Raw genomic sequence first — 25,761 nt, forward strand, 5'->3', positions numbered from 1 at the left:
GGCCTAGCCCTTTCGCCAGTTTCGCCACCAGCGAGTCCAGCGTTTGGGGAGTTTCCCCGGCTTTTTGTACAACATCGTCTTGCCAAGGGCGAAGGCGCGGGTCTCTAGCACCGCTTTGCGGTCGATGGCGTGCGATTTCAGATCCGCGATCAGCCCGGCGACGACGGCGGGCGGTACGGCGCGGGCGAGGTGATCGAGCCTGTCCAGATAGACGGCGATGTCGTGATGATCGCCCAGCACGCCCGCAAGCTGTTTGGCCGCGTCGCGGTGGGGCTGCATCCGGCGCGCGTTGATGTCGCGCAGCAGGCGGCTGTGGTACCAGTTGTATTTCACACGTTTGCGCCATTCGTGCATGGCCCCGACACTGGGATCTTTGCGCGCGGCCCGGTAGCCGGTGGCGGCGCGGGTCCATGTCAGGGTGAGGCCGGCACGCAGAATGGCCCTGTCCTTGCCCCTGAGGCGCCAGTCGGCGGACCGCTCGCGCAGCGCCTGCAGCGCCTCACAAAGATCGGCACACAGGTCGGCGGGCAGTGGGCTGTCCGCCTCGGCCCCCTTGGCGGCCTGCGCCAGCAGATGCGCGCGCAGCGGGGCGAACCGGGCGGGATCGGAGACGTCGATCATCAGCTTGTCATGGGTTTCGATTAGTACGCCGGTGTCGCGCGGACCTGACATCTTGACCGCCAGATCGCGGATCACGGCGTTTTCGCGGGCGTAACCGTCAAAGCCGGGGCGCACCAGCCGCAGCAACCCGCGCAGTTTCTTGAAATGCTTGCGGGTCTGGTGGATCGCCACGTTCGGGTCGGCATCCGGCGCTGTCAACTCGGCAAGGGCCGCGTCGATTTGCTCGCACGCGATGCGGCGCAGTGCCGTTTGCAGGCTGCGGTCGCGCCGCGTGATGCGATAGGCCATGGGTCCGTGTCCCTAGAGGATGTCATGGGGGGACCGTAACGGTGGTCTCAGCCGGTGTTAATCCGTTCTCTATACCCGTTTGCGCCGACCGGAATGGCCTCCGGGTGGGTGTTGGAAAGGGATTTTCATGAACAAGGCGATTACTGAGGGCGTGGTGTTGATGCCGCCGGTCTTTGCAGAGGGTCTGGATGTCTGGTCGAGCGGCGACGGCACGCCGGGATCGGATACCTATGATGGGGCGGTGAACGCGGCCTTTGTCTCTGCGGATCAGGATTTCGCCGGTTGTCTGGAGCTGCAGAAAACCGAGACCACGCAACAGCTGCGCCATATGGGTAAGACACCGTTGATCCCGGGCTGCTATTTGCAGATCACGGTGCGGATCAAGGCGTTGAGCGGGGCGCTGCCGACGGTGCGGATCGCCGGTTGGGCGGGCAAATCCGGCGGTCATGTGGGCGGGCTGAGCGAGACCGCGGCGGCGGTCACGCTGAGCAGCTATGGCGAGGTGGTCGAGCTGCGCGCCATTGTCGGCAGCGGGGATCGCGGCGGGGTCGACATGGTTTGGGGCATGGCGGCGGAATACGGATATTTCGGGATCGACCTGACCGGGGCCAACGGCGGTGTGGTGCGCATCGACGATATCGAGATCACCGATGTCACCAGCATCTTCCTGCGCGATATGCTGAGTCAGGTGGATGTGCGCGACTATGGCGCGCGGGGCGATGGGGTGACCGATGACAGTGCCGCCTTTGCGGCAGCCGATGCCGATGCCGATGGCCGCCGACTGTTCGTGCCGGCGGGCAGCTATTATCTGGCCGAGACGGTGACGCTGGAGGCCGAGGTGGCTTTTGAGGGCACGGTGAGCATGCCGGCGGACAAGATGCTGCTTTTGACTAAAAGCTTTGATCTGCCGCACTATATCGCCGCCTTCGGCAATGAGGAGCTGGGTTTCAAAAAGGCGTTTCAGGCGCTGTTGAACAATGCAGATCATGAAAGTCTGGACATGGGCGGGCGCAAGGTGACGGTGACGGCGCCGATCGACATGCAGGCGGCGGTGCCCAACAAGAGCAGCTATTCCACCCGCCGGGTGATCCGCAACGGTCAGTTGGAGGCCAGCGCCGGGGCGGGGTGGAGCACCGATGTGGTCACCTCGAAGGCGACCTATTCGCTGTCGAGCTCCAAGACGTTGAGCAATGTGACCAATGTGGCCAATGTGTCGGTGGGGGCGCTGGTCGAGGGGGTTGGCGTGGGCCGCGAGGTCTATGTCACCGACAAGCGCAACGGCGCGCAGGAGATCACCCTGAGCGCGCCGCTGTATGATGCGGTGGGCACCCAGACCTTCACCTTTCGTGATTTCAAATACATGCTGGATTTCAGCGGCTTCACCAATCTGAGCAAGTTCTCTCTCTCGGATGTGGAGGTGCAATGCGAGGGGCTGTGCAGCGGTCTTCGGCTGGCGGCAACGGGGGTGGCGTTTCATCTGCGCGACTGTTTCATCAGCCGGCCCAAGGATCGTGGCGTGACCTCGATCGGGACCGGCTGTCAGGGGATGTTGATCGACCGCTGCCAGTTCCTGTCGGATGAGAATGCCGAGGACGTGGCCGATCGCAGCTCCATCGCGCTGAACGCCAATGCCAATGACGTCAAGCTGCGCAACAACCGGGCCGAGAAGTTTCGTCATTTCGCGGTACTGGCGGGCAGCAACAGCGTGGTGACAGGCAATCATTTCTTTCAGGGCGACGGGGTCTCGGATGGGGTGCGCACCGGTGGGCTGGTTCTGACGGCAAGCTATTGCAGCAGCACGCTGACCAGCAATTACGTCGACAACTGTTTCATCGAGTGGACCAACGAACATGATTCCACGCCTGATTTCGTCAGCGGGTTTTCCTTCAGCGCGCTGAGCATTGCCGACAATATCTTTCTGTCCGGCGATGTGGCGCCCTGGTTCAGCTATATCGTGATCAAGCCGCATGGGTCTGGCCATTACCTGAACGGGGTGAATGTGACCGGCAATATGTTCCGCAGTATCAACGGCACCATCGACCGGGCCGAACGGGTCGATACCAGCTTTGCCGATCTGGATTTCACCCGGTTCAAGAACGTGACTTTCGCTGGCAATACCTATCACGCGGTCTCCTCACAGGTGATGAACCCGCTGCGGGTGCGCCACAAGGAAAGCAGCACGGCGAAGACATGGACCGTCGAGGCCGGGGGCGAGTTGCCCTTCGAGGCGCGGGCGCGCGGCGTCGATGGGATCGTGGCGCTGGATGCGGTCAAGACCGGCAGCGGCGACACGGTGCATGATCTGCCCTATGTCGAGTTGGAGCAGGGGGCGCGTGGCGACATGGTCAAGCTGGTCTGGTCAGAGGCGGTGAAGGGCGAGGTCGCGGTCAGTCTGCGGATTGATACCTGAGGCCGCGTTTTACCTGAGACCGCTTTTCAGCCGGGCAGGGCCATATCGGCGGGCGTCAGTCGGAACGCCTTGCCGAAGCCGCCGTTGAGGTGCCCGGCGCTGGGCGAGAACAGTGCAAAGCTGAAATCCGCAAAGCCGATATAAAGTTTGGCCTTGGGGTGGTCGCGCAGATACTGCGCGGCCAGGTCGTCGTAGCCCTCCGCGCCCTTGCGGAGGAAGCGGGCGCGAGCCTGTAGCGTCAGGCGCGGGTGGGTCAGCGGATCGCCCTTGGGCCCGGGTTCGCCGATCAGGAGCGAACAGGCAGGATTGGCGCGCAAGGCTTGGGTATGGGCCGCAAGGTCGGAAACGAGGGTCAGCGGCGCGCCTGCGTGCGACAGGCCAAAGGCCACGCGGGTGACCATCGGTGCACCATCCGTCAGCACCACGGCAAGGGCGGCAAAGCGGGCGTCGTGCAGCAGGGTGCGGGCGATCTGGCGCGCCGCGTCATCGGTGGGGCGGATGGGGCGGATCGGATCAGTCATTGCGCTTGTCTAGGGCGCGACGGGAGAGGGCGCAACCGGATCGCTCAGAACCAGCGCCACAGGGCGATCTTGAGGCCGAGGGTGTCGCGGCTGGCGGATTTGCGCTCTACCCCGAGCAGCCATGTGGCGTCGCGGCGGCTGTCGAAAAGGACGCCGGGCGTCACTGCCCAGGTCAGCGGCTGACCCGGGACAAGGGCGGTTTCCATTTGCAGGATCGGGCGCAGGCGACCCGGTTCCGATAGCCCAAGGGTAGCGTCGAGCTTGTAGATCGGGGTGTCCATGCCGAGCCGGCGCTCATAGGCGGCATCGAGCGAGAGCCAGCCAGCAGCCCCCCGGCGCAGGGTGAAACCGCGCCCATAGGAGAGCGTCAGGCGGTACATCGGATCCCACGCCGCGCGCCAGTGGTGGCCGCCGAATGCGGCCTCGGCGGCCAGTTGGGCGCGGGCGTCGGGGCGCGACAGCGGCAGCCGGGCGAACAGCAGCGCGTGCCCGGCGATGCCGGGGCGTTCGTTGATATCGGCCCCGATCGTGAGGCTTGGCGCGAGCCCGTATTCGGCAGAGATCGAGACCTCCTGCCAGGCGTCGGGGTCGCCCTGTCGCAGCGTGCCGGTGGTCGAGAGAAATCCCCGGCCGGTTTCGCGCAGCCAGGCCCCGGCCGCAGTTGGACCACCGGTGCCGGTGGTGCACAGGGCGGCGATCAGAAACAGGACAAGGCGGCGCATGTTGGGCTCCTTCTCTGGCAGGGTCGGGGGAGATGGTTAATGAACTGTTAGGGCCGGAGGCGCGGAATTCGTTTGCGTTGTGCCGCGCCTGGACTATGCTGCGATGCGGCATCATGCGGAGGCCTCGATGGCACATGTGATCACGGTCGCACAGCAGAAGGGCGGGTCTGGCAAGACCACGCTGGCAGTCAATCTGGCGGTGGGGTTTGCCCGCGCTGGCAAGTCCGTGGCGCTGATGGATATTGATCCGCAGGGCAGCGCCGGGCGCTGGTTCATGACCCGGCTGGAGGCGCTGGAGGCCGGCGCCGGTGGCGCGCTGGCGAATACGCCCGAGATCACCTTTTCCACCGCCTCGGCCTGGGGCGTGAGCTATGAGTTGCGCAAGCTGGCGCAGGCCCATGACATCGTCATCATCGACACCCCACCCAAGGCCGACAGCGATCTGCGTCCGGCGCTGCGGGCCAGCGATCTGGTGCTGGTGCCGGTGGCCTCGTCGCATCTGGATCTTTGGGCGGTGGAAATGGCGCTGTATCTTGCCGCGCGCGAAGATGTGCCGGCGATGATCGTGCTGACGCGGACCCGCACAGGCACCCGGCTGGCCGCCGACGTCGCCAGCAAGGCCGCCGAACTGGGCACCGAGATTGCCAAGACCGTATTGGCCAACCGTGTGACCTATGCCGAGACGCTGGGGCAGGGGCGCGCCGCGCTGGAGACCCCGAAAGGCCCCGCCCATGACGAGGTGTCGCGGTTGGTGCAGGAAGTGCAGACGGCGCTGGATCGACTGTGATAGGTTGAAACTTCGAACGAGGAGAAGACGATGCCGAATATTTCCAAAGACACCAGCGTGCAGACTGTCATCACCACCTTTGAGATGACGCCGGCCACCTGCCAGGATGCTCTGGATGCGTTGACCGAAGCCTATGGTGTATTCATCTCGAAACAGCCCGGTTTCATCGCGGCGGGGTTGCACGTGAACGACGCGCAGACGCGCATTGCCAATTATTCGCAATGGGCCCGGCGCGAGGATTTTCAGGCCATGCTGCGCACCCCGGAGATGCGCAAGCGCAACCGCGCGATCAACGAGCTGTGCAAGAGTTTCGAGCCGGTGATGTATGAGGTGGCGGCGACATTTGGGTAAGTCGGGCGGGTGAGCTGGGTTGCCCGTCTGTGCTGTTCATTGTGCTGGTTAGCCCCGTCCGCCGCCAGCAGGTCTGAAGCGCAGAGGCATATCTTTCGGCGCTGACCCCTGAGTGACGTATTGGGTGTGGGCTTTGTCCATGGTTCCGGGCCCGCGCCTTTGTCTTGCGCCCTAGCCGGTGTTCGCGCTCAACGGGGCGGTTGTCGTCTCGTCGAAGGTCTGGTGAGCGCAGCCGAACCGCCCGCGCCTGTCCCGCGGCGTCTTTCCTTTTGCGCGTCCAGCGGCGGGGCCGTGGTTCCGCTTGCGCAGAAAAGGCGTTTCAATTTCGCCAAATCGCAATACTCTGGATTGAAACATCCTCCCGTGCAGGGTTCAACCGACGGGGCCATATGATGTGGATCAAGGCCGGTTGTGCGCCGCGCGGCGCAGACTGAACAAAATGAACAAGGAGAACAACATGTATCATAACATCCTGATTCCAGTGTCCTTTGACTCTGAACGCGATGTGACGGCACCGATGAAGCTGGCCGAAATTCTGGGAACGCCCGAGGGGCAGGTCACGCTGTTGCACGTGGTCGAGCATATCCCGGGCTATGCGATTTCCTATATGCCCGAGGACTATCTGACCGAGGCCCGCACCGCGGTTCAGACCGAGCTGGAAGCGATGGCGGCCAAGCTGCCCAATGCCCGCGCCGTGGTGATCGAGGGCCATTCCGGTCGCTCGATCCTGGACTGGGCGGAAACCAACAAGCCTGACCTGATCATTGTCGCGTCGCACCGGCCCGGAATGCAGGATCTGCTGTTGGGCTCGACCGCGACACAAGTCGTGCGCCATGCCAAATGCGCGGTGCATGTGGTACGCTAAAGCCTGAGGAGCAACATAAAAGGGGGAGGGCGCTATGAGAACAGTTGTTTGCGTATTGGCGGGGCTCGCGTTGGCGGCGCCGGCATGGGCTGATCCTGTCGGGATCACCAAGGACATGATGCAGGCGCAGGTGCCCTTGCCCGAGGGGGGAACCGCGACGGTGTCGCGCATCCAGGACAACGACAACAAGGTCGAAGGCGTCTGGGCGCAAACCTCGCGCGCCTGCCCGCCCTTTTGCATTCAACCGATCACCCCTGCCGACGGGGTGACGACGATTGGCGAGTTGGAGCTGATCGCGATGTTGCAGGATCCCGGCGCGGTGGTCGTTGACGGCCGCGTGCGGCCCGATTTCGAGGGCGGCTCGATCCCCGGGGCGATCAGCATCCCCTATACCGAAGCCGCAGACCGGTTGGGCGAACTGGGCTGCGAACCTGATTTCGAGGGGTTCGACTGTGCCAACGCCAAGCCCGTGGCGCTGTTTTGCAACGGGCCGTGGTGTGGCCAGTCACCGGCGGCGGCGCGGCGGATGATCGAGGCTGGCTATCCGGCTGACAAGATCCATTATTACCGTGGCGGCATGCAGGTGTGGCGGATGCTGGGCCTGACTGTGACGGAGTAAGGGGGGCAGGGCGGCGTCAGGCGTCGCCCTGTTTCAGGCCGTGCGGAAGGTCGGGGGCCTCCCAACAGAGGTTTGAACCCGCGTCTTGAACGGCCCCGTTTTCCCGCGACCTGCTCCCGCCGGATTGATACGCGAGAGGGAACAGGACGCTCAGATGTTCACCCCAGATGCATCGTTCCGGTGTCCATGAACCTTTGATGCCAGCTCAACGCTTCGCCCGGCAGCGAGGGCGATTGCAGGCCATAGGCGCCTTTCTTTGCGCGTTCGAAATAGTCCTGCAGCATCGGACGGTATTCGGGGTGGGCGCAGTTTTCGATGATGACCTTGGCGCGCTGCTTGGGCGACAGACCGCGCAGGTCGGCCAGCCCTTGCTCGGTCACGATGACCTGCACGTCCTGGCTGATGTGGTCGACGTGGCTGGCCTGCGGCACGATGGCCGAGATCGCGCCATTCTTGGCAATCGACGGGGTCAGGAAAATCGACACATAGGCATTGCGGGCAAAGTCGCCCGAGCCGCCGATGCCGTTCTGGATGCGCGAGCCCATGATGTGGGTCGAGTTGACGTTCCCGAAGATGTCGGCCTCGATCATGCCGTTCATGGCAAGGCAGCCGAGGCGGCGGATCAGCTCGGGGTGATTGGACATCTCTTGCGGGCGCAGAATGATCTTGTCGCGATAGCGCGCCATATCGGCGTTGAGCTGCGCCGCCGCGTCCGGGCTGAGCGAAAAGGCCGTCGCCGAAGCGACCCGCAGGCGACCGGAGGAAATCAGATCCAACATGCCGTCCTGAAGAACCTCGGTAAAGGCCGAGAGGTTTTCGAACGGACCATCGACCAGGCCGGCAAGAACGGCATTGGCAATATTGCCGACGCCTGATTGCAAGGGCAGAAGCGATTGCGGCAGCCGTCCGCGGGCGACCTCGTGGCGGAAGAACTCCATCAGGTGCCCGGCGATTGCGCGCGCGGTCTGGTCGGGCGGCGCAAAGGGGGCGTTCCGGTCTGGGGCTTCGGTCTTGACGACGGCGACCACCTTGTCGGGATCGCACCGAAGATAGGGCTCGCCGATCCGGTCGTCGGCCCGGATCAGGGGGATCGGGACGCGGTTGGGCGGCAGGGCCGTACCGTAATAGATGTCGTGCATGCCTTCCAGATGGGGGCTTTGCCAGCTGTTGACCTCAAGGATGATCTGGCGGGCGCAGTCGATCCAGGTCTTGTTGTTGCCAACCGAGGACGACGGGATCAGGGAACCATCCTCGCGGATGCCTGCGACCTCGATCACGGCGGTGTCGAGCGGACCGAGAAAGCCCTCCCAAACCATCGGGGCAACCTGGCTGAGGTGCATGTCGAAGTAATCCATCTCGCCGCGATTGACCTTTTCGCGCACGATCGGATCCGAGTTGTAGGGAAACCGGAATTCGATCCCGTCCGCCTTGGCCAGCGCACCGTCGAGCTCTGGCCCGGTTGACGCGCCGGTCCAGACCTTGACCTTGAAAGGATTGCCGGCGGCATGTTCGGCTTCGATGCGGTGGGCCAGCGCCCGGGGCACGACCTTGGGATACCCGGAGCCGGTGAACCCGCTCATCCCGATCGTGGCACCTGAAGGGATAAGGGCTGCCGCCTCTTCGCCGGTGGTGATCTTGGCGCGCAGGGCGTCGCTGGCTATCCGGTCGCTACTCGACATCTGAATTCCTCGTTCGTAAGGGCGAAGCCAACCCAGCTTGGACCGGCTGCTTCTTTCCGCGCCCTGTCTTTCGCGCTTTCCCACATGAAAGACAAGGCGCGGAGGGGCGTGCCGTTGGGGGATATAGGGTCGCAGGGCTGGGCCGACTGGACGCCCCGGCAGCGTCAAGATCGTTCGCTTGGCCTGAAATGACCGGGGGACGGGCCCTTCCGCGCCGCCGGTCTGGACGTGCCCGCGATGCCGCGGCGCCCGCGCGCCGTTCCTCGGGAGCGCGGACGTCGCGCCGCAAGCCCGAGGTCCAAGACAGGGCTGAACGGTGCGAAACGCCGATTTGCGTCAGGGGGCGGGATGTGCCGGTCGGCTCAGGCGGCTGGTCGGTCGGGTCCGGTGTCGCGCAGTGGGGCTGCGGTTGCGAAGCCCTTTGCGACAACGCTGATATCATTCGCGCTCACGGCAATGGAGAAGCCTTCCTTGATCCGTCGGCGGGCATCGACCTCATCGCCGGTAAAGATCCCGCAGGGGAGCCCGGCGGCGGCGGCAACCTCGCGCACATGGGTCAGCGCGGCTTCATAGGCGGGGCTGGGGACGGGGAATTCGCCCATCGACAGCGCCAGATCACCGGTGCCGATGAAAAGGAAATCCAATCCGGGAACCGCCGCGATCTGTTCGACATTCTCGAGCGCTGCGCGGGTTTCGATCATCACGCCGACCACGGTCTGGGCCCGCGATTCCATATAGTAACGGGCAAAATCGGACTTCAACGGCCGGATGCCGCCGCCGGAGCGGCGCCCTTCGGGGGCAAAGCGGGCGGCCGCGACAAAGGCAAGCGCTTGATCCGCGGTCTCGACCATTGGGGCCAGAACGCCGATGGCGCCGGCATCCAGGGCCGAGGTGACCGCGGGCGCACCCAGATCGGTGGTGCGGATCAGAAGCGGAACCCGCCCTTCCAGCTGGCCGGCGGTCCATTCCAGCCCCTCGCGGGTCCACAGCCCGTGCTGCGCGTCCAGCATGATGGCTTGCGGCTTTGCCGCTGCCGCGATTTCCACCAAGGCGGGGGAGCCGGTGGAGAACCAGAACAATTCGACCGGCTCACCGGCCTTTAGATGCGACCGCAATTGGTCGGCGGCAATGTCACTCATCACTGGGGTCTCCCGGTTGTTTGTCTTGTTTGGCGGCGTAATGCCCGCCGAAATAGCTTGTCTCGGCCTCGTGCACGAAGGCGACCATGCGATCATGCGCCGCCATTGCGTCGCGCCGTTCGAAGGCGTCAAGCAGGGAGGTCATCCCGTCAAGCACCACCTGTTGGGTGTCGGGTTTGCCCAGCGTGTCGCGGCGCACCACATGGGCCTGATCGGCGAAACGCAGGATCGTCGCGGCAAGGCGCCGGTTGCGCAGGGCGGCGATCCAGGTTTCGCGGAACATAATATTTGCCTCGCTCAGCGCCTCGGAGTCGCCCTTGGCGACCGCCTCGCGGGTAAGCTCAACGGCGGCGCGCAGGCGTTGCAGCCCGGCATCGTCCAGATCGTAAGTGGCATTCGCCACCGCGCGCGGTTCCAGCAATTTGCGCACCTCGAAGATGTTGGCGACATCCTCGTCCGTCAGATTGGGCAGGGCGAATCCACGGGTGGTGCCGACGAGATGGCCCTCGATGGTCAGTTGTAGCAGCGCCTCGCGGACCGGCATGCGAGAGACGCCCGCCGCCTTGGCGATGTCGACATCGACCAGTTTTTCATCGACCCCGATTTCGCCGTGCCGAAGTTTTTCGCGCAGGTCCTGATAGATCTGCCGCCGCAGGCTTTGGCCGCGGTTGGCGGTTTCGATCGGGCGGATCCTTTCAAAGTCGGGCGCTGTCATGCCGTATTTTTCCTCGAAAACAGTATACTATTATGTGTCACGTGTTTCCTCCGGCTGGAATGATGTCGACCCGTCTAGTCGATTAATATGGCGAATTTACAGGAGAATACAGCAAAATCCCCGTTGGGAAAGGTGGATTCGGGGCGCATATTTAAACTTGACACAATGGGAAACCCAGATAGCCTTGCCTTAACTGGATACTGTTTGGAGCGTGGAATCTGTCATGTGGGGTCTTGAGCTTAGTGTCTCCGATCAATCGGCTGAGCTGCCCGGATGGCTTGCCCGGCACGGGGCCGCGCTGGCCGCGCTGCCCGCAGTTATTCTGTGCGAGTCTTTCGCGCCGATCGAGGATCTTGGTGCAGCGGTACGGTTCCATGATGCCGATGTGCCCGCCGCGATGATTGTTCTGGGCTTTGCCGAGCGGGCCGATCTGTTGGCGGCGCTCGGTTCCCCGGTCCTGATGGCGGCGCTGGCCGCGCGCCCCGGTGGTGTTCAGGCCTCGGCGGCTTGTTTTCGCCGCCACCGCACCCCGCTGCCCGGCGACAATATGAGCCGGGACAGCGCGGTCAGCTATGTGGTGCGCTACCGGTTGCCCTGTGACGACGCCCCGGGATTTGTTGCCGAATATCTGGCGGGCCATCTGCCGATTCAGGCGGATTTCCCCGGCATTCGCCGCGTTCTGGGCTTCGAGCCGATCGAGGGGGGCCCGCAGGGTGCAACGCCCGCTGGCTACTTGGTGGGCAACGAAGTGAGTTTCGATGATGTCGCCGCGTTCTGCGCCGCGATGGAAAGCCCGGTGCTTGATCGGCTGCGGGCGCATTCCGGGGTGCTGCCGCCGCGAGATGGGCTCTGCACACATCATCTGATGAAGAGACGACTGCTCAAATAATTCGGGCTATTCCGTGACGCTGGCCAACGCATTGCCGGTGATCAATCTGACAGGGAGACAAGAAAAATGACAACATTCGACAGACGCAATATCCTGCAACTCCTCGGTATCGGGGTGGCAGGGGCGGCTTTGCCCGGCTCTGCCGTTCTGGCCCAAGCCGGGCGGGATATGGTGACCATCGCCTGGCCCTCGGACGTGCCGTCCTGGGATCCGAACCAGCGGTTCTCGCCCGACGCGCAGCCGCTGTTCAAACTGGTGTTTGACCAGCCGGTCGGACAGGATCCGGATCTGACGCTGATCCCGAGCCTGATGACCGAATGGTCTTTGGCCGAGGATGGCTTGTCACTCAGCTTCACGCTGCGCGACGATGTGACCTTCCACAATGGCGCGCCGATGACCGCCGAGGATGTGCGCTATACGTTCTATGAGCGCATCAAGGCCGGCCACAAACTGGATATCGCCAACAGCTGGCGCCATGTTACCGATATCGAGGTGATCTCACCGACCTCGGGCGTATTCCGCTTTGGCAGCCCGGCACCGACCGCGCCGCAATGGCTGGCCTTCATGGGCAGCTATGTGGTGCCTAAGGCCTATATGGAAGAGGTTGGCGTGGACGGGTTCCGTGACGCCCCCATCGGCACCGGCCCCTACAAGCTGGTCGATTACCAGATGAACTCCCGTCTTGTGTTCGAGCGGAACGAAAATTACTGGGGCGGCGTGCCCGAGATCAAGACGATCACCGTCGATGTGATCAAGGACACCTCGGCCCGCGTCGCGGCGGTGCAGTCCGGGCAGGCCGACCTGACCATCAACATTCCCGTCCGCGAGACCCTGCGTCTGGACAAGACCGAAGGGCTGACCGGCGAAATCAACGCGATCACCCGGGTGATCCTGTTGCAGATGCGCCATGACGGCGAGTTTGCCGAACAGAACCTGCGGTTGGCCGCGCATCACGCCATCGACAAGGCGGCGATTTCCAAGGCTTTCTACGGTGGCGCGGCGGTGCCGTTGTCGGTGGTCTCGCCTCCGGGCACGCCGGGCTATGTCGAGGGCTATGAATTCGCCTATGATCCCGAGAAATCCAAGGAACTGCTGGCGGCGGCCGGCTTCTCGGCCGACAATCCGGCAAAGTTCACGATGGCCACGACCAATGGCCATTTCCCCTCGGACTACGACATCGCCCGCGCGCTTTTGCAAATGTGGAAAAAGGTCGGGATCGAGGTCGAACTGGAGGTGATCGAATACGCCAAGTATTTCGAGCTGAACCGCGGCCACAAGCTGCCCCCTGCCACGCTGTATTCCTGGGACAATGCGACCGGCGATCCCGAGATCTTTACCGGCTATCTGCTGAACCCCAAGATGCCGTTTTCGTCCTGGAAGGCAGAGAAGCCGGGCGACGAGGTGCTGCGCCTGTTCGGGGAACCGGATTACGCCAAACGCATCGCTGGCTATCAGGCGCTGAACCGCGAGGCGACCGAGATGGGCGCGGCCATCCCGCTGCTGCAAAGCGTGCAGACCTTGGTGCGCAAATCCGATCTGGACTATCGCATCTATCGCAATGGCTGGGTGCTGGGCAATTCGATGAAATGGGGCTGATCACTCAGCCCTGAAACGCGGGTCCGATCCTTGCCGGGGTCGGACCTTTTTCCCTTTCTCTCACCGGAGACCCCTTATGTCCGGACCTGTCGTGAAGCTGCTGATGCGGCGGCTTCTCACCGTCATTCCCACGCTGATCATGGTGTCGTTGCTGCTGTTCTGCGTGCTGCGGCTGCTGCCGGTGGATGCGGCGGCGATGTCGCTGCCACCCAATGCCACCAATGACGAGATTGCCGCCATGCGGATCGAGATGGGGTTGGATCTGCCACTGATCCAGCAATATGGCATCTGGTTCGGCGATATGATCCAGGGCGATTTCGGCACCTCGATCCATTTCCGCACCGCGGTGTCCACACTGGTGCTGGACACGCTGCCGGCGACGATCGAACTGGCGGTGATGGCGATGGGGTTCGCCACCGTCTTTGGCGTGCTCGGCGGGCTCTGGTTGTTCTATGCTCGTGGCGGCGCGGTCGAGGTGGGGCTGGATCTGGGCTCGGTGGCGCTGCTGTCGATCCCGGAATTTCTCTGGGCCCTGTTCTTCATGCTGCTGTTCGGCGTTTCACTGGACCTGTTACCCTTTATCGGGCGGTTGGGGTCGGGGGTCGCGCGGCCCGAGACGATCACCGGGTTCCTGCTGATCGACAGCCTGCTGTCAGGCAACATGGCGACCTTCATGGATGCGCTGCGGCACATGATCCTGCCTTCGGTGGCGCTTGGCCTTTCCGCCGCGCCCCCGATCATGCGCATCCTGCGCTCCAGCCTGATGGACGTCTATCAGGAGGATTACATTCATCAGGCCCGCCAGCGCGGGATCTCCGAGGGCCGCATCCTGATCCGTCACGCGTTGAAAAACGCCTTTCTGCCCACGCTCAGCCTGATGGGGGTGCAGTTCGGGTTCCTGTTCGGCGGCACCTTGCTGGTCGAGATCATCTTTTCCTATCCCGGCATGGGCAATCTGATGGTGGATGCGATCCGCAACGCCGATCTGCCCATCATCCAGACCGTCGGGTTGACCTATTGCGTGATGGTGCTGCTGATCAGCATCGTGGTGGATGTGCTTTACCTTGTGCTGAACCCGAAACTGAGGGAGGCGTGAGCATGGCGCAACGTTTCAACTGGCTCCGCTCAGGCCGCGTCATCACCGGGTTGGTGATCGTCACCGGGTTGGTCCTGTGTGCGGTCTTCGCGCCGCTATTGGCGCCCAACGATCCGACCGAGCAAGACATTCTGGCAATTCTGGTGCCGCCGGTCTGGTTGCCGGGCGGCGACTGGGCCTTTCCCTTTGGCACCGACAGCTTGGGTCGCTGTGTGCTGTCGCGGCTGATCTTTGGCTCGCGTATCGCGCTGACGGTTGCGGTCTGCGGGGCGCTTGGGGCGATGGTTCTGGGGTCGATCCTGGCGCATATTGCTGGCTATTTCGGCGGTTGGGTCGATTGGGTGATCGGTCGCGTGGTCGAGATCTGGTTGTCCTTCCCGCCGGTGATCTTGTCGCTGATCCTGATGGTGGGGCTGGGCGCCGGGCTGCAGAATGTCATCCTTGCCATCATTCTGGTTGACTGGACCCGGTTCTGCCGGGTGCTGCGCAGCGATGTGATGGTGGTGGCGCAACGCGACTATGTGGCGGCGGCGCGGCTGTTGGGCTTTTCCCACTGGCGCACCATCACGCGGGAAATCCTGCCCGCCACCCTGCCGCTGTTGATCACTCTGATGAGCCTTGAAATGGGCGTCGCCGTGGTGGTCGAGGCGATCCTTTCCTTCGTCGGGATGAGCGTGGGCGCCGAGATTCCGGCCTGGGGCCAGATGATCGCGGATGCGCGGGCCGACATCTATTCGGCGCCCTGGGTGCTGGTCCTGCCGATCCTCGCGATCTTCGTGACGGTGTTCGGCTTCAACATTCTGGGCGACGGGCTACGCCGGACGCTCGACACCAGACTGACCCAGACGGAGCGCGCGTAAGATGGCCCTTCTTGATGTAAAACAGCTGACCGTCAGCTTGACCTCAAAGACTTCGACGCTTGATGCGGTGAGCGAGCTTACCTTTCAGCTGCAGCCGGGCAAGACGGTGGGGTTGGTGGGTGAATCCGGCGCCGGAAAGTCGATGATCGGGCGCACCATTGCCCAGCTGTTGCCGCCCGGCTTTGCCGTGACCGGCGGCGAATTGCTGTTTGATGGCGAGGACCTGGTGGGCATGGCGCCCGAACGGCGCCGCTCCCTGTTGGGGCGTGACATCGCCTTTATTCCGCAAGAGCCACTGTCGGCGCTGAACCCGGTGCTGACCATCGGCCAGCAGTTCCGCGAACATCTGGAGCATATCGGCAAGGGCGGCGCTGGCTGGAAGGACCGCGCGGCGGCAGAGTTGGAGGCGGTGCATCTGCATGAGCCGCGCGCGTTGCTCAACCGCTATCCGCATCAGTTGTCGGGGGGCATGTGTCAGCGGGTGCTGATCGCCATGGCCTTTGCCAGCCGTCCGCGCCTGTTGATCGCGGACGAGCCGACCACCGCGCTTGACGTCTCGGTGCAGGCGCGCATCGTGCGCCTGATCGGCGAGATGCAAAAGCGCGACGGCACGGCGGTGATCTTCATCACCCACGACCTGCGGCTGGCGGCCGAGATTTGCGACGATGTGATCGTGCTCTATGCCGGGCGGCAGGCGGAATATGGTCCGGCAGAGGTGCTGTTTCGCGACCCCGCCCACCCCTATACCCGCTGTCTGGAATTGGCGGTGCCGGATGTGACGGGAGATCCGCGCGGGCTGTATCTGCTGCCCGAACGGATGCCAGGGCTGAAGGCGATCGCCGATCTGAAGGGCTGTCGGTTCGCCACCCGCTGCCCGTTGGCAGACGACACCTGCCATACGCAGGAACCGGGTCTGGCAGAGGTCGCGCCGGGCCATGTTTCGGCCTGCTGGAAAAGCTTCGCCACCGAGGGGATCACGCCACCACCCGCGCCCGCCGTTGCGGCCCGGGGCAGCGAAAAGATCCTTGAGGCGCGCGGGCTGAGCAAAAGCTTTGTCACCAATTGGCGGCTGTTTGGCGGGGCGTCGCATTTTCACGCGCTGAAGGCCGCCGATTTCATCGTGCGGGATGCGGAATTTGTCGGCGTCGTTGGCGAAAGCGGCAGCGGCAAAAGCACCTTGGCCCGGACCTTGATCGGACTGGAAACCCCGACCTCCGGCACGCTGCAACTGTTGGGGCGCGACATCATCGGAACCGATGGCGGCACTCGGGACTGGCGGCAGAAACAGATGCAGATCGTGTTTCAGGACCCGCAATCGGCGCTGAACCCGCGCCGCAAGGTGGGCAGCATCGTCGCGCAGGCGCTGGAGGTCGGCGGGCCGCGCCTGACGGCGGAGGCGTTGGAGGTGCGGATCCGCGATTTGCTGTCTGACACCGGATTGTCGCAGGAAATGGCGGCGCGCTACCCCTCGCAGTTGTCGGGCGGTCAGAAACAACGGGTCAACATCGCCCGCGCGCTGTGTCGTCTGCCGCGCCTGCTGATCGCGGACGAAATCGCATCGGGGCTTGATGTCTCGGTGCAGGCGCAGCTTCTGAACCTGTTGCTGCGTCTGCGCGAAGAACTGGGGTTCTCCATGCTGTTCATCTCGCATGATCTCGCGGTGGTGCGGTATCTTTGCGACCGGGTGCTGGTGATGTCGAAGGGCGAAATCGTCGAGCATGGCGAGACCGAGGTGGTGTTCTCCGATCCGCAGCATCCCTATACCCGCAGCCTGCTGGCCGCCGTGCCGAAAGGCGTTCGCGCGCCGCAGGTTGAGGAGCTGAGCGCATGAAGGCGGTGCAATATGCCCGCCACGGTGGGCCAGAGGTGTTGGAGCTGGTGGATCTGCCGCGCCCCACCTGTGGGCCGGGAGAGATCCGCGTCGCGATGCGCGCGGTCAGTGCAAACCCGGTGGATGGCAAGCTGCGCGCCGGGGCCTTGGGCGCGGTGGCTGGGGGTGGCGATCTGCCCGCTGGCACCGGGCGCGACGGGGCCGGTTGCGTGCAAGAGGTCGGCGCCGGGGTCGATCCGGCATGGCTGGGCCGTCTCGTCTGCCTGCTGAGCGCGCGCGGGCAGGCGGCTTGGGCGGAGGAGGTGGTGGTGCCTGTCTCCTGTGCTGCTTTGGTGCCGGACCGCGTTGATCCAAGTGCCGCCGCCGCGCTGCCGCTGGCGGGGATCTGCGCGTGGCGCGCGCTGGTCGAGGTGGCGGATGTTCGACCCGGGCAGCGCGTGTTGATCCACGCCGGGGCCGGGGGCGTGGGGCATCTGGCGGTGCAGCTTGCCCGCGCGCGCGGGGCCGAGGTTTTCGCCACCTGTTCGGCGGCCAACCGTGATTTTGTGCTTGGTCTTGGGGCGCATCATGTCGTGGCCTATGACGAGGCCGATTTTTCCGCCGAGTTCTCGGATCTCGATGTGGTCTATGATCTGGTGGGTGGCGCGGTGCATCTGGCCAGCGCAAATGTGCTGCGCCCGGACGGGATGCTGGTCTATCTCAACGCCATGCCGTTCGATGCCTCCGCCCTGCGCAGCGACATCCGGCACGCGTTGGTGCAGATCGCTCCCGATCCTGTCGCGATGTCCGCCATGCTTGAACTGGTCGCGGCGCAAAAGATCACCCCGGCGCTTACCCTCTTGCCGTTCGCCGATTTCGCCCGCGCGCAGGCGCTTAGCGATTCCGGCCACGCACGCGGCAAGATCGTGCTGGAGCTGCCCCCAGCGGAGGTGACGCAATGACCGAAAGCTTCACGCAACGGCTCCTCGACACTCTTGGCCCCGATCTGGTGGCGCTGGGCGATGATATCGCCGAACGCTACCAAAGTGACTGGGCCGGGTTGCCGCGGACCCGCCCACTGGCGTTGGTGCGGCCGCGCAACACCGAACAGGTGTCAGCGTTGATGGCGCTTTGCCATGCCGAAGGCGTCCCGGTTGTGCCGCAGGGCGGACGCACCGGCATTTCCGGCGCCGCCCATCCGCGCGCTGACGCGGTGGCGCTGTCGCTGGAACGGATGACACGGATCGAGGCGGTGGATGGCGAGGCCGCGCAGATCGTGGCAGAGGCCGGCGTGGTGCTGGAGGCGGCGCAATCCGCCGCGCGGGACGCCGGGATGATGCTGGGCATCGACATCGGGTCGCGCGGCAGTTGCCAATTGGGCGGCGTGATTGCCACCAATGCTGGCGGCAATACGGTGATCCGCTATGGCATGGCCCGCGACCACGTGCTGGGGCTTGAGGTCGTTCTGGCCGACGGCACGGTGATCCGCGACATGCTGGGGTTGATCAAGAACAACGCGGGTCTTGACGTGAAACAGCTTTTCATCGGGTCCGAGGGGCTGCTGGGGGTGATCACCCGCTGTGTGCTGCGGCTGCAGCCGGCGCCGGTGGCCTCTGAAACGGCGCTCTGCGCCGCAGCCGATACCGATGCGGTGATCGCCTTGTTGGTGCATGTCCGCGCCGCGCTTGGGCCGCAGCTTTCCGGGTTCGAGGTGATGTGGCCCAGCTTTTACACCTGCATGTCCGAGGGCGCGGGCGTTGCGCTGGCGCTGCCCGCTGGCGGTCCGCATGTGCTGATCGAGGCCACGGGGTTCGCCGCCACCGCCCTGCGCGAGACGGTGGAACAGGCGCTGGGCGAGGCGTTGGAACAGGGGATCCTTACCGATGCCGTGCTGGCGAAATCGGTGCAGGAGGGGCGCAGGCTTTGGGCGATTCGGGAAAGCGTGGCCGAGTTTTCGACCGTCCTTGGCCCCATTGTGCCGTTTGACGTGTCAATCCCGCTGCACCAGATGTCGCAAACCGTTGCGGCGCTTGAGGCGGGGATCGCCGCGCGCTGGCCCGGGGCGCGGGCGCTGACCTATGGTCACATCGGCGACAACAACCTGCATCTGGTGGTCGCCCTGCCAGAGTCCTCGGATACATTGGCCGAGACGGCGCTGAAAACCTTTGTCTATGACGCCATCCGCGATTGCGGCGGCTCCGTTTCGGCAGAGCATGGGATCGGCGCCATCAAACGCGCGTATCTAAGTCACACCCGCTCCGAGGCCGAGATCGCCTTGATGCGCGCGGTGAAGGCAACGCTTGACCCCAAGGCCATCCTGAATCCGGGGAAAAGCTTCGCGGGCTGACCCCGAAGCTTTCGCTGACCTCCGAAACCCTCAGCGTAGGGATTTCACCGGTAGGCCAAGGTTTTCGCGCAGGGTGGCGCCCTCGTATTCTGTACGGAACAGCCCGCGATTTTGCAGGTCCGGCAGCACCAGCTCGGTGAAATCATTCAGCGCATCGGGCAGATGGGTGGGGATGATGTTGAACCCGTCCGCCGCCCGCGTCTCCAGCCAGAGCTGCATCTCGTCGGCGATCTCTTCGCCGGTGCCGATCACCATCCGGTGCCCGCGCCCGGCGGCCAAGGTCGTGTAAAGTTGGCGGATGGTATAGCCTTCGCGCTGGGCCAGCTTGTACATCCCCTCGGCCCGACTGCGGAACGCGGGGTCTTTTGGCTCTGGTACCGGCCCGTCAAGATCATAGTCGGACAGATCCCCCAGCCGGTCGTAAAGCGAGGCAAGCCCGACGCGCGGGTCGATCAGCGCCTGCAAGGCGTCGTACTTGGCCTGTGCCTCGGCCTTGGTGCGCCCGACAATGGGCATCAGCCCCGGCATGATCAGCAGATCCTCGTCGTCGCGGCCCAGCCCGGGCAGCCGGTCCTTGATCGAGGCATAAAAGGCCTGCGCATCCGCAAGGTCTTGCTTGGCGGTAAAGACCACATCCGCCGCCCGTGCCGCCACCGCGCGCCCGGCCTCGGAATCGCCGGCAAAGAAGATCACCGGCTCGCCCTGCGGACTGCGCGCCATATGTAGCGGGCCGCGTACGCTGAAGAATTGTCCTTGATGGTTCAGCTCATGCATCTTGTCGGGGTCATAGAAGATCCCCGATTTCTGGTCGCGGATAAAGGCATCGGCGTCAAAGCTGTTCCACAGCCCCCGTACCACATCGACGAATTCGGACGCCCGGTCATAGCGGGTGTCATAGTCTGGCGTGTCCATATGGCCGAAGTTCAGGGCATCTTCCTTGCCCCAGGAGGTCACCACGTTCCAGCCGGCGCGCCCGCCGCTCATGTGATCCAGCGACAGGACCTGACGCGCCAGGTTGAAGGGTTCGCTATAGGTGGTGGACCCGGTGGACACGAGGCCGATCCGCTCGGTCAGCGGCGCCAGCGCCGACAGCAGCGTGATCGGTTCCAGCTCGGCCACATGGCTGGAGCGGCAGCGCGACCCTGCGGGATTGTCCGCGCCCCGGATCGCCAGCTCGTCGGCCATGAAGACCAGATCGAATTTGGCCGCTTCGGCGGCTTGGGTGATGCCCCGGAAATAGGCCAGATCCATTGACCCGTCGGGTTGGTTTCCGGGGTGGCGCCATGCGGCGACATGATAACCCATGCGGAACATGGACAGGCCGAGTCTGAGCTGTTTCATCTTGGAGATCCTGTGGCGAGGGGGAGGGGTTAGCCTGCGCACGCCATGGCGCTGGGGGCACCGGTGGCGGGCGCGGCGGCCCGGTGTCCGGCCATGCGGGCGAATCCCTTGGCCGCGAGGGTGATGCGGTCGACCAGCGCGGGGTCGCAGACCTTGCCCTCGGCGAAATCAGCAGCACCGGCATAGATGGCGATGGGCGCGGTGGCGGCGCCAAAAAAGCCGAACAGCGGGCGCAGTTGATGCTCGACCATCAGCGCATGTTTCTGGCCGCCACCGGCGGCGCAGATCAGTACCGGCTTGTTCAGAAGCAGGTCCGGATCGACCAGATCAAAGACATGTTTGAACGCCCCGGAGTAAGACCCCTTGTAGACCGGGGAGCCCACCACCAGAAGATCGGCCTGCTCAATGCCATCAAGGATCGCGCTGGCCTCTGGCGGCAGGTCATTGCGGGTCTGGCCCAGACGCACCTGCATGAAGGGGGCAATATTGGCGGCCTGAATCGTCACCGGCGTCAATCGCCCCAGCTCACGCGCTGTATGGTCGATCAGGACCGAGGTTTTCGAGCCGGCGCTATCGCTGCCGCAGAACGTGAACAGGCTTTGATTATCTGTCATGATGCGATTTCATCCCGCTGCTGACTGGGGTTTGGTTGAAGAGATTTTCTTATTACTATATAAGATATATAAAAGCGAAAGGCAAGAACGTGTATGACAGATGACTCTTCTGACGCCAGCCTCTGGCCGACGCACGCTGCGCCCAAGGCCGTGCCGCTGTACGAGGTGGTCAAACGCCAGATCACCGAGGCGATTTTCGAGGGGCGCTGGCCGCCGGGCACGGTGCTGCCAAACGAGATCGAATTGGCCGAGCGATTCGGTGTGGCGGTGGGGACGCTGCGCCGCGCGCTCAATGACCTGACCAAGGAGGGGCTGCTGGCGCGCCGACGCAAGACCGGCACCGTGGTGACCGACCGCACGCCGCAGATCAGTCTGCGCTTTCTGCTGCAGTATTTCCGGTTGCATGGGTTGGACGGCGGGCTGCAACGGGCGGTGGCACGTACGCTGAAGGTGACAGCGGGCCCGGCCACGGGCGAAGAGGCGGCGGGGCTGAGGATCGCGCCGGGCGAGGAGGTACTGAGGATCGACCGCCTGCGCATGGTCGAGGGGCTGCCAGCGATGCTGGATCACTATACGCTGTCGCCCACCCGGTTCCCGGTGGTGCCGCGTGAGGTCGCGGAGATGCCGACGCTGATCTACACCCATTTGATCGAGGCGGGCGGCCTGCGCATTTCGGCCGTGCGTGAGAAACTGGCGGCAGAGGCGGCGACGCCCGAGGTGGCCGCCGAGCTGGGATTGGAGCCCGGCGCGCCGATACTGGTGATCGAAGAGACGGTCTATGATCAGCTCAATGCGCCGGTGATCCTTGCCCTGCATGAGGCCAGTACCGCGCGGCATCGCTATGTAAACGAGTTGCAATGAGGGTGGATCATTCCGGCTGCCGAAACAGGCAGCTATCGTCCAACTCCGCGCGACTGGGGCAGCCCAAAAGCGCGGCGCAGCGTTCTGCCTCTTCCTGCAGGAGGTGGAGCGCGCGCCCTGCGCCCGGGGTGCCGGCAGCCCCCAAGCCATAAAGCGCGGCGCGCCCCACCAGAACCCCGTCGGCCCCCAGCGCCAGCGCCTTGACGATGTCACTGCCGCGCCGGATGCCGCTGTCGACGAAAAGCTTGAGCCGCCCTTTGGCGATCGGGACGGCTTGCGCCAGAACCTCGATGGGAGAGGGGGCGCCGTCGAGTTGGCGGCCGCCGTGATTGCTGAGCACCACGGCATCGGCGCCGTGGCGGATCGCCATTTCGACATCCTGCGGCGCAAGCAGGCCCTTGAGGATCAACCGGCGCGGCCAGTGCCGGCGCAGCCAGTCCACCCGGTCCCAGTCGAGATCGGGGTCGGTCTGTTCGCGCAGCCATGTTGCGGCGCTGACCATGTCGGATTTCCCGTCCGGCAGTGCCTCGGCCAGCGTTGCGAACCTTGGCGTGCCGTGGCGCATCAGGTCCAGCATCCAGCGTGGGTGCCGCAGCATCTCCAGCTTGCGGGCCAGTGTCGGATCGGTGCCCGCACGATAGCTGCGCTTGTCCCAGCCGCGATTGCCGAACACGCTGCCGTCGACTGTCAGCACCAGCGCCTCTGACCCGGCTGCCTCGGCACGGCGCAGCAACATCTCTACGGCAGCCTGACTTTGGAAGACATAAAGCTGCATCCAGTGCCGCAGGCCGGGCAGCGCCGCGACCGCCTCCAGCGGGTCGTTCGATACCGTGCTTTGGGTGAAGGGAAGGCCAGCGGCCGCGGCGGCCCGGGCCAGCGCGATATCCCCTTGCGGCCAGAGCAGCCCGTTAAACCCCGTGGGGGCCACGGCCACCGGCAGCGGTGCCGGGCGGCCCAGAAGATCGCCCGCCAGCGTGGCGCCCCCCACCCTGCGCAATATGCGGGGCATCAGGGCGATGTCGTCATAGGCGGCGCGGTTGCGTCTGAGCGTCAACTCCTCCTCGGCGCCGCCTTCGAGATATTCAAAGACCAAAGCCGGCAGCCGCCGCCGCGCCATGGCGCGCAGATCTCGGATGTCGACCGCACGGGCCGGATCACGCCCGCGATAGAGGCTCCGGCGCAGGTCTTGGCCAAAGGTTTCCATGTCTATCCTCTCGTTTGGGTCAAAACAGGATACTGTTTTTCGCCCATTTCTTCGGATTCAGCCTGCCGCCTGTTGCTGCGTGGTTAAAAAGCTGGCCAAATAGTGGGGTTTCGTCTTGAATGGATGAAATATCATGATTGACTTGCGGTTCAAACATTTCTTTAAAGTATACAGAAAATAGGACGCTCTACATGGTTCCCGCGTCGACATCGGCGGGGAGGGCCTGTGCGGGTCAATGGCTGCAGCGTCCGCGACAGGAAAGGAAAGCCTATGTCCAGCGAAACCCCGGCGCGCGCCGTTCACCCCATGCAGGGCCCCCATAAATTCAAGATCGGCGTCTTCTCGTTCAACGCCGATGGCGGGCTGGCACTGACCAAGGTGCCGGAACGTTGGCCGGCCACCTGGGACGATATCGCCGCCGTCGCCCGCATGGCCGACGAGGGCGGGCTGGATTTTCTACTGCCCATTGCCCGCTGGAAGGGCTTTGGCGGTGAGATGAACAGCCGTGAATTGTCATACGAGACCTTTACCTTTGCCGCGGCCCTGGCCGGGATCACCAAGCAGATTGCGCTGTTCTCCACGGTGCATGTGCCGATGGTGCATCCTGTCTTCGCGGCCAAGGCGCTGGCAACGCTGGATCACGCCTCGAACGGGCGGGCGGGGCTGAACATTGTCTGCGGCTGGAATCCCGAAGAGTTCGACCTGTTCGGTCTGAAGATGATCGAGAACCGCTATGATCAGGGGATGGAGTGGTTCGATATCATCAACCGGATCTATACCGAGGATGCGCCGTTCGACTATGACGGCGAATATTACCAGTTGAGCAAGGTGTCGGGTAAACCGCGCCCGGTGCAGCAACCGCGCCCGGTGACGCTGAACGCCGCCTTTTCGCCGCCGGGGCGGGACTTCGCGGCGAAGGCGGTGGATTACCTTTTCACCACCTTCACCGAGATCGAGAAGGGGCGCGAGCCGCTGGAAGACATGAAAAAGCGCTCGGCCGAGCAGGGGCGCGACGTCGGGGTCTTCACCACCTGCCATGTGGTCTGCCGCCCGACCCAGGCCGAGGCCGAGGATTATTACGACTATTATTCGCGCCAGATGGCGGACGAGGAGAGCCTCGACATCTATACCGCCGGCAAGCAGAAAAATTCCAGTTCGCACGACCCGGAGGCCTATCAGCTTTATCGTCAGCGCTTTGCGGCCGGTGCGGGCACCTATCCGCTGGTTGGGACACCCGAACATATCGCCGAAGAGATGGGGCGCATGGCCGAGGTGGGCTTTGCCGGAACCACGGTTTCCTTCGTGAATTTCCGCGATGAACTGCCCTACTTCATCGACAAGGTGATGCCGCTGCTGCGCGAGGCGGGGCTGCGCGAAAGCTGATACGTTGCCAGCGTAATTGTTGCCAGTGCGGTTTTCCCCGCTGCGCTGGTCTGCGCCCGTCGCTTGTCGGCGGGCGCATGTCTTTTGTAGGCGGTATATCGGGCCAGTCTTTGCCCAGTCCTTGCCCAGCCTTCAGGGCTTTCCCGGTGGGGCGCTCAAAGCGCGCCGGGCAGGATTTCAAGTTCGTCAAGGTCCTCGCGCAGGGTTTCGACCGTGTTGAGATGCTGGCGTCCAGCCTCACCAAGCGCGGTGCCGCATTCGATCGCAAGCAGCCGCAACAGCGCCAGAGCCCCGACATAGGAATCGCGTGACCACGAGGTGTCGACCACGCAATCGAACACCCATGTGGCATAGGCCGGTGCCTCGCGAAGGCTGCTGTCAGCCAAAAGCACAAGCCGCGCCTTGCGCGCTGCGATCGCTTGCACCAGTCGCGAAAACCGCGCCGGACGCCGTCGCAGGCCAATGACAATGACGACATCACCCTCGCCAAGGCCCGCGATGCCCTCGGCCACGGTTTGCCCGTCCAGCACCAAGGGCGCCACGTTCGGGCGCATCTGTACGATCTGGGCGGTGAAGTAGTCGGCCAGAAAGCGGCTGTTGCGAAACCCCAGCGTGCGGATCTGGCGCGCCCCGGCGATGGCCTCGGCCACCTCGTGCAACATGGCCATGTCAAGCCGTGACAGGGTGGCTTCGATGATCTCGGTCTCGGCGCGCACCAACCCGCCATAGGGGCCGTCGTCCTGCGCCAGATCCGCCTTTTCGTTCATGAACAGCGGTGATCCGATCTCGCGCAGTTTGCGCGCATCCTGTCGGGCGGCCTCGAAATTGCGATATCCCAGACGCTGGATGATCCGGCTGACCGTCGCGTTGGACACCCCGGCATGCCCGGCGAGTTCGGAGGCGGTCCAGACCGCCATTTCAGAGGGCGCGTTGAGAATCGCATCCGCAACCTTCCGTTCCCCTCCGGGAAGCGCGGAATATGCCTCATGAATACGCTTCAGGAGCGATTCCGGGCGAATTTCTGCCTCATTAGTGGGCATTTG

The 25,761-nt window shown here is 64.1% G+C and carries 25 protein-coding genes; 14 read left to right on the plus strand and 11 right to left on the minus strand.

Annotated elements, in window-relative coordinates; all coding sequences use genetic code 11:
• Positions 1-3: 3 nt before the first annotated feature.
• The gene (locus tag E1B25_RS14405; RefSeq protein WP_132830216.1) at positions 4-909 is read right to left on the minus strand and encodes a CHAD domain-containing protein; all 906 of its coding nucleotides are present in this window, start codon (positions 907-909) and stop codon (positions 4-6) included.
• Positions 910-1,036: 127 nt separating this feature from the next.
• Here E1B25_RS14405 and E1B25_RS14410 point away from each other — a divergent pair, with 127 nt between their 5' ends.
• On the plus strand, positions 1,037-3,319 hold the full coding sequence (locus tag E1B25_RS14410; RefSeq protein WP_132830217.1) for a glycosyl hydrolase family 28-related protein: 2,283 nt from the start codon (positions 1,037-1,039) through the stop codon (positions 3,317-3,319).
• A gap of 26 nt (positions 3,320-3,345) precedes the next feature.
• Here E1B25_RS14410 and E1B25_RS14415 read toward each other — a convergent pair whose 3' ends face one another.
• Together E1B25_RS14415 and E1B25_RS14420 are read right to left on the minus strand one after the other, a co-directional pair.
• Positions 3,346-3,840 (minus strand): HugZ family pyridoxamine 5'-phosphate oxidase, encoded by a 495-nt coding sequence (locus tag E1B25_RS14415; RefSeq protein ID WP_132830218.1) that lies wholly within the window; start codon positions 3,838-3,840, stop codon positions 3,346-3,348.
• 44 nt (positions 3,841-3,884) lie between these two features.
• Positions 3,885-4,562, minus strand: a complete 678-nt coding sequence (locus tag E1B25_RS14420) for a hypothetical protein (protein ID WP_132830219.1) — start codon at positions 4,560-4,562, stop codon at positions 3,885-3,887.
• Positions 4,563-4,689: 127 nt separating this feature from the next.
• On the opposite strand from E1B25_RS14420, the gene parA reads away from it, so the two are divergent.
• From parA to E1B25_RS14440, 4 genes are all read left to right on the plus strand, one after another.
• Positions 4,690-5,349: a ParA family partition ATPase gene (parA, locus tag E1B25_RS14425; protein WP_132830220.1), complete on the plus strand. Its 660-nt coding sequence runs from the start codon at positions 4,690-4,692 to the stop codon at positions 5,347-5,349.
• A gap of 30 nt (positions 5,350-5,379) precedes the next feature.
• Positions 5,380-5,700: an antibiotic biosynthesis monooxygenase family protein gene (locus E1B25_RS14430; RefSeq protein WP_132830221.1), complete on the plus strand. Its 321-nt coding sequence runs from the start codon at positions 5,380-5,382 to the stop codon at positions 5,698-5,700.
• 457 nt (positions 5,701-6,157) lie between these two features.
• Positions 6,158-6,565: a universal stress protein gene (locus E1B25_RS14435; RefSeq protein ID WP_132830222.1), complete on the plus strand. Its 408-nt coding sequence runs from the start codon at positions 6,158-6,160 to the stop codon at positions 6,563-6,565.
• Between the two features lie 34 nt (positions 6,566-6,599).
• A complete protein-coding gene (locus E1B25_RS14440; RefSeq protein ID WP_132830223.1) occupies positions 6,600-7,184 on the plus strand; it encodes a rhodanese-like domain-containing protein in 585 nt (194 codons plus the stop codon).
• A gap of 158 nt (positions 7,185-7,342) precedes the next feature.
• On the opposite strand, the gene scpC is transcribed toward E1B25_RS14440, so the two are convergent.
• The 3 genes from scpC to E1B25_RS14455 all read right to left on the minus strand — a co-directional run bounded on the left by scpC (position 7,343) and on the right by E1B25_RS14455 (position 10,717).
• Positions 7,343-8,863, minus strand: coding sequence for a succinyl-CoA:acetate CoA-transferase ScpC (gene scpC / locus E1B25_RS14445; protein WP_132830224.1), 1,521 nt, complete (start codon positions 8,861-8,863; stop codon positions 7,343-7,345).
• 362 nt (positions 8,864-9,225) lie between these two features.
• A complete protein-coding gene (locus E1B25_RS14450; protein WP_165937623.1) occupies positions 9,226-10,002 on the minus strand; it encodes an HpcH/HpaI aldolase family protein in 777 nt (258 codons plus the stop codon).
• Positions 9,995-10,717 (minus strand): GntR family transcriptional regulator, encoded by a 723-nt coding sequence (locus tag E1B25_RS14455; RefSeq protein ID WP_132830226.1) that lies wholly within the window; start codon positions 10,715-10,717, stop codon positions 9,995-9,997. The genes E1B25_RS14450 and E1B25_RS14455 overlap by 8 nt, the downstream gene beginning before the upstream one ends.
• A gap of 211 nt (positions 10,718-10,928) precedes the next feature.
• On the opposite strand from E1B25_RS14455, the gene E1B25_RS14460 reads away from it, so the two are divergent.
• From E1B25_RS14460 to E1B25_RS14490, 7 genes are all read left to right on the plus strand, one after another.
• Positions 10,929-11,606, plus strand: a complete 678-nt coding sequence (locus tag E1B25_RS14460; RefSeq protein ID WP_165937624.1) for an EthD domain-containing protein — start codon at positions 10,929-10,931, stop codon at positions 11,604-11,606.
• Positions 11,607-11,672: 66 nt separating this feature from the next.
• A complete protein-coding gene (locus E1B25_RS14465; protein WP_132830228.1) occupies positions 11,673-13,202 on the plus strand; it encodes an ABC transporter substrate-binding protein in 1,530 nt (509 codons plus the stop codon).
• A gap of 76 nt (positions 13,203-13,278) precedes the next feature.
• A complete protein-coding gene (locus E1B25_RS14470) occupies positions 13,279-14,298 on the plus strand; it encodes an ABC transporter permease (protein ID WP_132830229.1) in 1,020 nt (339 codons plus the stop codon).
• Positions 14,299-14,300: 2 nt separating this feature from the next.
• On the plus strand, positions 14,301-15,158 hold the full coding sequence (locus tag E1B25_RS14475) for an ABC transporter permease (protein WP_132830230.1): 858 nt from the start codon (positions 14,301-14,303) through the stop codon (positions 15,156-15,158).
• Position 15,159: 1 nt separating this feature from the next.
• Positions 15,160-16,989: a dipeptide ABC transporter ATP-binding protein gene (locus tag E1B25_RS14480; RefSeq protein ID WP_132830231.1), complete on the plus strand. Its 1,830-nt coding sequence runs from the start codon at positions 15,160-15,162 to the stop codon at positions 16,987-16,989.
• Positions 16,986-17,930 carry an NADP-dependent oxidoreductase gene (locus E1B25_RS14485; protein ID WP_132830232.1) on the plus strand — a complete coding sequence of 315 codons (945 nt, stop codon included), beginning with the start codon at positions 16,986-16,988 and terminating at the stop codon, positions 17,928-17,930. The genes E1B25_RS14480 and E1B25_RS14485 overlap by 4 nt, the downstream gene beginning before the upstream one ends.
• On the plus strand, positions 17,927-19,315 hold the full coding sequence (locus E1B25_RS14490; RefSeq protein WP_132830233.1) for an FAD-binding oxidoreductase: 1,389 nt from the start codon (positions 17,927-17,929) through the stop codon (positions 19,313-19,315). Before E1B25_RS14485 ends, E1B25_RS14490 begins: the two co-directional genes overlap by 4 nt.
• 30 nt (positions 19,316-19,345) lie before the next feature.
• Here the strand turns inward: E1B25_RS14490 and E1B25_RS14495 are convergent, their stop codons facing one another.
• Together E1B25_RS14495 and E1B25_RS14500 are read right to left on the minus strand one after the other, a co-directional pair.
• A complete protein-coding gene (locus E1B25_RS14495; RefSeq protein WP_132830234.1) occupies positions 19,346-20,656 on the minus strand; it encodes an LLM class flavin-dependent oxidoreductase in 1,311 nt (436 codons plus the stop codon).
• Between the two features lie 29 nt (positions 20,657-20,685).
• Positions 20,686-21,270: an NAD(P)H-dependent oxidoreductase gene (locus E1B25_RS14500; protein WP_132830235.1), complete on the minus strand. Its 585-nt coding sequence runs from the start codon at positions 21,268-21,270 to the stop codon at positions 20,686-20,688.
• 93 nt (positions 21,271-21,363) lie between these two features.
• On the opposite strand from E1B25_RS14500, the gene E1B25_RS14505 reads away from it, so the two are divergent.
• Complete coding sequence (locus tag E1B25_RS14505; RefSeq protein WP_132830236.1) at positions 21,364-22,131, plus strand: GntR family transcriptional regulator; 768 nt, start codon at positions 21,364-21,366, stop codon at positions 22,129-22,131.
• Positions 22,132-22,138: 7 nt separating this feature from the next.
• On the opposite strand, the gene E1B25_RS14510 is transcribed toward E1B25_RS14505, so the two are convergent.
• Together E1B25_RS14510 and E1B25_RS22165 are read right to left on the minus strand one after the other, a co-directional pair.
• Positions 22,139-23,335: an alpha-hydroxy acid oxidase gene (locus E1B25_RS14510; protein ID WP_132830237.1), complete on the minus strand. Its 1,197-nt coding sequence runs from the start codon at positions 23,333-23,335 to the stop codon at positions 22,139-22,141.
• Between the two features lie 19 nt (positions 23,336-23,354).
• Positions 23,355-23,492: a hypothetical protein gene (locus tag E1B25_RS22165; RefSeq protein ID WP_165937625.1), complete on the minus strand. Its 138-nt coding sequence runs from the start codon at positions 23,490-23,492 to the stop codon at positions 23,355-23,357.
• A 113-nt stretch (positions 23,493-23,605) separates the two neighbouring features.
• Here E1B25_RS22165 and E1B25_RS14515 point away from each other — a divergent pair, with 113 nt between their 5' ends.
• A complete protein-coding gene (locus E1B25_RS14515) occupies positions 23,606-24,718 on the plus strand; it encodes an LLM class flavin-dependent oxidoreductase (protein ID WP_132830238.1) in 1,113 nt (370 codons plus the stop codon).
• Between the two features lie 155 nt (positions 24,719-24,873).
• Here the strand turns inward: E1B25_RS14515 and E1B25_RS14520 are convergent, their stop codons facing one another.
• Complete coding sequence (locus tag E1B25_RS14520; protein ID WP_132830239.1) at positions 24,874-25,758, minus strand: MurR/RpiR family transcriptional regulator; 885 nt, start codon at positions 25,756-25,758, stop codon at positions 24,874-24,876.
• Between the last annotated feature and the right edge of the window lie 3 nt (positions 25,759-25,761).

This window comes from Antarcticimicrobium sediminis, from assembly GCF_004348975.1.
Classification (GTDB): domain Bacteria; phylum Pseudomonadota; class Alphaproteobacteria; order Rhodobacterales; family Rhodobacteraceae; genus Antarcticimicrobium; species Antarcticimicrobium sediminis.

Coding starts and splice junctions, on each gene's coding strand:
- E1B25_RS14475 (WP_132830230.1), top strand. CDS start 14,301: ATGGCGCAACGTTTCAACTGGCTCCGCTCAGGCCGCGTCATCACCGGG.
- E1B25_RS14440 (WP_132830223.1), top strand. CDS start 6,600: ATGAGAACAGTTGTTTGCGTATTGGCGGGGCTCGCGTTGGCGGCGCCG.
- E1B25_RS14520 (WP_132830239.1), bottom strand. CDS start 25,758: ATGCCCACTAATGAGGCAGAAATTCGCCCGGAATCGCTCCTGAAGCGT.
- E1B25_RS14470 (WP_132830229.1), top strand. CDS start 13,279: ATGTCCGGACCTGTCGTGAAGCTGCTGATGCGGCGGCTTCTCACCGTC.
- E1B25_RS14490 (WP_132830233.1), top strand. CDS start 17,927: ATGACCGAAAGCTTCACGCAACGGCTCCTCGACACTCTTGGCCCCGAT.
- parA (WP_132830220.1), top strand. CDS start 4,690: ATGGCACATGTGATCACGGTCGCACAGCAGAAGGGCGGGTCTGGCAAG.
- E1B25_RS14450 (WP_165937623.1), bottom strand. CDS start 10,002: ATGAGTGACATTGCCGCCGACCAATTGCGGTCGCATCTAAAGGCCGGT.
- E1B25_RS14465 (WP_132830228.1), top strand. CDS start 11,673: ATGACAACATTCGACAGACGCAATATCCTGCAACTCCTCGGTATCGGG.
- E1B25_RS14495 (WP_132830234.1), bottom strand. CDS start 20,656: ATGAAACAGCTCAGACTCGGCCTGTCCATGTTCCGCATGGGTTATCAT.
- E1B25_RS14485 (WP_132830232.1), top strand. CDS start 16,986: ATGAAGGCGGTGCAATATGCCCGCCACGGTGGGCCAGAGGTGTTGGAG.
- E1B25_RS14505 (WP_132830236.1), top strand. CDS start 21,364: ATGACAGATGACTCTTCTGACGCCAGCCTCTGGCCGACGCACGCTGCG.
- E1B25_RS14455 (WP_132830226.1), bottom strand. CDS start 10,717: ATGACAGCGCCCGACTTTGAAAGGATCCGCCCGATCGAAACCGCCAAC.
- E1B25_RS14410 (WP_132830217.1), top strand. CDS start 1,037: ATGAACAAGGCGATTACTGAGGGCGTGGTGTTGATGCCGCCGGTCTTT.
- scpC (WP_132830224.1), bottom strand. CDS start 8,863: ATGTCGAGTAGCGACCGGATAGCCAGCGACGCCCTGCGCGCCAAGATC.
- E1B25_RS14480 (WP_132830231.1), top strand. CDS start 15,160: ATGGCCCTTCTTGATGTAAAACAGCTGACCGTCAGCTTGACCTCAAAG.
- E1B25_RS14420 (WP_132830219.1), bottom strand. CDS start 4,562: ATGCGCCGCCTTGTCCTGTTTCTGATCGCCGCCCTGTGCACCACCGGC.
- E1B25_RS14430 (WP_132830221.1), top strand. CDS start 5,380: ATGCCGAATATTTCCAAAGACACCAGCGTGCAGACTGTCATCACCACC.
- E1B25_RS14435 (WP_132830222.1), top strand. CDS start 6,158: ATGTATCATAACATCCTGATTCCAGTGTCCTTTGACTCTGAACGCGAT.
- E1B25_RS14405 (WP_132830216.1), bottom strand. CDS start 909: ATGGCCTATCGCATCACGCGGCGCGACCGCAGCCTGCAAACGGCACTG.
- E1B25_RS14500 (WP_132830235.1), bottom strand. CDS start 21,270: ATGACAGATAATCAAAGCCTGTTCACGTTCTGCGGCAGCGATAGCGCC.
- E1B25_RS22165 (WP_165937625.1), bottom strand. CDS start 23,492: ATGTTTGAACCGCAAGTCAATCATGATATTTCATCCATTCAAGACGAA.
- E1B25_RS14510 (WP_132830237.1), bottom strand. CDS start 23,335: ATGGAAACCTTTGGCCAAGACCTGCGCCGGAGCCTCTATCGCGGGCGT.
- E1B25_RS14415 (WP_132830218.1), bottom strand. CDS start 3,840: ATGACTGATCCGATCCGCCCCATCCGCCCCACCGATGACGCGGCGCGC.
- E1B25_RS14515 (WP_132830238.1), top strand. CDS start 23,606: ATGTCCAGCGAAACCCCGGCGCGCGCCGTTCACCCCATGCAGGGCCCC.